Below are 3,485 nucleotides of genomic sequence, written 5' to 3' on the forward strand. Positions count from 1 at the left end.
GGGAACCCCGCCGCTCCAGGGCGCCCGAGACGGCCGCCAGGACCAGGGCGGAGGCGGCGAGGGCCGCGCCGACCCAGTTGGGGGCGGTCCAGCCCAGGCCGGCGGAGATGACGAGCCCGCCGAGCCAGGCGGCAAGGGCGTTGCCGAGGTTGAAGGCGCCGATGTTGACGGCCGAGGCCAGGGTGGGGGCGCCCGAGGCCTGGTCCAGGACCCGCTTCTGCAGCGGCGGCACGGTCGCGAAGCCCAGGGCGCCGATCAGCAGCAGGGTCAGCGCGGCAGCGACCTTGTGGTGCGCGGTCAGGGTGAACAGGGCGAGGACCACGGTGAGCGCGGCCAGCGACACGTACAGCATGGGCATGAGCGCGCGGTCGGCGAACCGGCCGCCGAGCAGGTTCCCGGCGACCATGCCGAGCCCGAGCAGGACGAGCAGCCACGTCACGGAGGAACCGGCGAAGCCGGCGGCCTCGGTCATCATCGGCGTGATGTAGGTGATCGCGGCGAACACCCCGCCGAAGCCGAGCACGGTCATGCCCATCGCCAGCAGCACCTGGACGTTCCCGAACGCGGCGAACTCGTGCCGGACCCGGACGCCGTCCGGCCGGGGCAGCTCGGGCACCAGGCGCGCGATGCCGAGCAGGCCGAGGACGCCGAGCGCGGCGACGACCAGGAAGGTGACGCGCCAGCCGAGGCTCTGGCCGACGTAGGTGCCGAGCGGGACCCCGACGACGTTGGCGACGGTCAGGCCCGTGAACATCGTGGCGATGGCGCCGGCCCGCTTCTCGGGCGCGACGAGCCCGGCGGCGACGACCGCGCCGATCCCGAAGAACGCGCCGTGCGCGAGCGAGGCGACGACCCGGCCGGCGAGCATCACGCCGAAGGCGGGGGCGAGGGCCGACAGCAGGTTGCCCGCGGTGAACAGGCCCATCAGGAGCATCAGCATCCGCTTGCGCGGGACGCGGGTGCCGAGGACGGTCATGACCGGGGCGCCGAGGACGACGCCCAGCGCGTAGCCGGTGACAAGGAACCCGGCGGTGGGGATCGAGACGCCGTAGTCGGCGGCGACCTCGGGCAGCAGGCCCATGATCACGAACTCGGTCGTACCGATGCCGAAGGCACCGATGGCGAGGGCGAGGAGTGCGAGTGGCATGAGGGGAATGCCCTTCGAAGGAAGATTGCTTTCGCGGCTTACGAGCGTCCACAATAGTTGCAAGCGCGGGATATTTGCAAACGCGGGCTATTGCGCGTGTGTCCTATCCTGGAGGTGCGACGCGTGTGTCACGCGGACGTACGGCGTCACCGGGCGCGTACGGCGCCACGCAGAAGGGAGCGGCCGATGACGGCCACGGACAGTGCGCTCACGGGCCTCGCCCAGGGCTGGTGCGCCCTCTCGCTCCTGCACGGGCGGATCGAGGCGCACATCGAGCGGGCCCTGCAGTCGGCGCACGACCTGAGCGTGCGCGAGTACTCCCTGCTCGACGTCCTCAGCCGGCAGCACGACGGCCCCGGCGGCCATCTGCAGATGAAGCAGGTGGCGGACGCGGTGGTGCTCAGTCAGAGCGCGACGACCCGGCTGGTCACGCGCCTCGAGGACCGCGGACTGCTCAGCCGCTACATCTGCGACACCGACCGGCGCGGCATCTACACCGACGTCAGCGAGGCGGGCCTCGCGCTCCTCGCGCAGGCCCGCCCCACGAACGACCGGGCCCTGCGCGAGGCCCTCGCCTCGGCCGCCGCCGACCCGGAACTGGCCCCGCTGGTGGAGGCCCTGGAGAACATGCACCGGCGGCCCGCCGCCGCGCCAGGGGCCTGACGCGGCGCGGGCCGCCGAGCGGCGGCTCGGCAGCCGCCGCTCCTCGCGCTACTCCCCGCCGAGGCGGAGGTCCCGGCCCGCCTGGTAGATGCGGGCGTTGCCCGAGGCCGTGGCGTGCTGGGTGAGGGTGACGTGGGGCTCGGCCGCGGCGGCGGGGAGGCCGAGGACCGCACGCAGCTCGGCGGCCAGCTCGGGGTGGGCCGTCAGGAGGCGGCGGAAGCGGCCCTGCCAGTCCGCCGTCAGTTCGGCCACGGTCTGCTCGTCCCCGGCGTCGTGCGCGGCGACCAGTTCCTCCTGGGCGGCCGCGAGGGTGTCCGAAACGCCGTCGGCCCGTTCGGGAACGGCGCGCCGCCACAGCGCGACGACGCCCTCCCGGGCGCTGTGCCAGGCGTCGGTGACCATCAGTCCGACCAGCGTGGTACCCGCGCCGGTCGCCAGTGCCGCGATCTCAGGATCCATCAAACCCCCATCGTCACGGGCGGGTTGCCGTCCCCTCCCCACCTGTCGTCCCCACAGTAGGTCACGGCGCGGGTGACACGCCGCCGTACGGGCTGCTGTACGGGCTGCTGTCCGGGCTGCGCCGGGGGCCACCGGACGACGACGGGACCGCGCTCGGGGACGCGGGCGGCGGCGGGGTCGTGGAGCGCCGCGGGCCCCCCGGCTGCGAGGCCCCCGCGGACGGGGTCGCCGAGGGGGCGGACGGGACGGGCGGCTGCCCCGACGGCTCCGGGGAGCCGGGGACCGAGGGGGACGGAGCGACGGAGGGGGAGGCGGCTCCCTCCGGGGTGCTCCGCTCCGGGGACGGCACCGAGGAGGGCGGCGCCGCCGGGGGGACCGGGCGCGGGGCGGGGTCCTGCGGGGTCAGGGAGACGTACGCCGCCGCCACGGCGGCCGCGGCGGCCAGGCCGGCGAGGGGCAGCGCGATGCGGCGCCAGGTGATCCGGGGCAGCCGGCGCAGGTGCGGGCCCGGCGGGGCGGCCGGGCGCAGCGCGCGTACGGTGACGCCGTCGGCGCGGGCGGCCAGGGCCTCGCGCAGGCGGCGTTCGACCGGGCGTTCCGCCGCCCGGTGGTCGCTCGGGGACGACGGCGGGGTCATATCCGGCCCTCCAGGATCCTTTCCAGCGCGTCCAGGGCGCGACTCGCGTTCGATTTCACCGCGCCGCGGCTGATGCCGAGGGTGGTGGCGATCTCCGCCTCGCTGAGGTCCGCCCAGTAGCGCAGGACCAGGACCTGGCGGCGGCGCGGGGTGAGCCGGCCGAGCGCGGCCAGCACCTCGCGGTGGGCCTCGTCCAGGACGACGGAGTCCTCGGCGGAGGGCATCTCGCCGGCGGGCGGCGGGGTCCAGCCGCGGGCGGTCCGGCGGCGGCGCAGCACCGAACGCGAGGTGTTGACGACGGCGGTCCGCAGGTAGCCGAGGGCGTTGTCCACCTCGGCTATGTGCTCGCCGTGGCGGCGGTAGAGGGCCGTGAACGCGTCCTGCACCACGTCCTCGGCCGTCGCCAGGTCGTCCACGAGCAGCACCGCGAGGCGGACCATGCGCAGCCGGTGGGCGTGGTAGAGCTCGCTGACGGTGGGGGGCCGCTCGCCGTGGCCCGCGGCCCCGCCGCCGCCCGGGCCTCCGGCTCCACCGGCACCCGCCGCGCCGGCGGGCAGGTGGCCGGCGGAGAGGAGCTCG

General features: G+C 75.6%; 5 protein-coding genes. 1 reads left to right on the top strand and 4 read right to left on the bottom strand.

What is annotated here, in order from left to right:
• Positions 1 to 1,147 (bottom strand): MFS transporter (locus tag LG632_RS29725; RefSeq protein WP_226731031.1); only part of this gene is annotated, 1,147 nt, incomplete at its 3' end.
• Positions 1,148 to 1,333: 186 nt separating this feature from the next.
• Between LG632_RS29725 and LG632_RS29730 the strand changes: the two genes are divergently transcribed.
• Positions 1,334 to 1,810, top strand: a complete 477-nt coding sequence (locus tag LG632_RS29730) for a MarR family winged helix-turn-helix transcriptional regulator (RefSeq protein WP_226731032.1) — start codon at positions 1,334 to 1,336, stop codon at positions 1,808 to 1,810.
• A gap of 48 nt (positions 1,811 to 1,858) precedes the next feature.
• Here the strand turns inward: LG632_RS29730 and LG632_RS29735 are convergent, their stop codons facing one another.
• From LG632_RS29735 to LG632_RS29745, 3 genes are all read right to left on the bottom strand, one after another.
• A complete protein-coding gene (locus tag LG632_RS29735) occupies positions 1,859 to 2,269 on the bottom strand; it encodes a hypothetical protein (protein WP_226731033.1) in 411 nt (136 codons plus the stop codon).
• Positions 2,270 to 2,330: 61 nt separating this feature from the next.
• A complete protein-coding gene (locus LG632_RS29740) occupies positions 2,331 to 2,906 on the bottom strand; it encodes a hypothetical protein (protein ID WP_226731034.1) in 576 nt (191 codons plus the stop codon).
• Positions 2,903 to 3,463, bottom strand: a complete 561-nt coding sequence (locus LG632_RS29745) for an RNA polymerase sigma factor (RefSeq protein ID WP_226731035.1) — start codon at positions 3,461 to 3,463, stop codon at positions 2,903 to 2,905. Before LG632_RS29745 ends, LG632_RS29740 begins: the two co-directional genes overlap by 4 nt.
• Positions 3,464 to 3,485 lie beyond the last annotated feature (22 nt).

Source organism: Streptomyces antimicrobicus, from assembly GCF_020532625.1.
Classification (GTDB): Bacteria; Actinomycetota; Actinomycetes; order Streptomycetales; family Streptomycetaceae; genus Streptomyces; species Streptomyces antimicrobicus.

Excerpts from the sequence above, each read along its gene's own strand:
- LG632_RS29730 (WP_226731032.1), top strand. The coding sequence starts at position 1,334 with ATGACGGCCACGGACAGTGCGCTCACGGGCCTCGCCCAGGGCTGGTGC.
- LG632_RS29735 (WP_226731033.1), bottom strand. The coding sequence starts at position 2,269 with ATGGATCCTGAGATCGCGGCACTGGCGACCGGCGCGGGTACCACGCTG.
- LG632_RS29740 (WP_226731034.1), bottom strand. The coding sequence starts at position 2,906 with ATGACCCCGCCGTCGTCCCCGAGCGACCACCGGGCGGCGGAACGCCCG.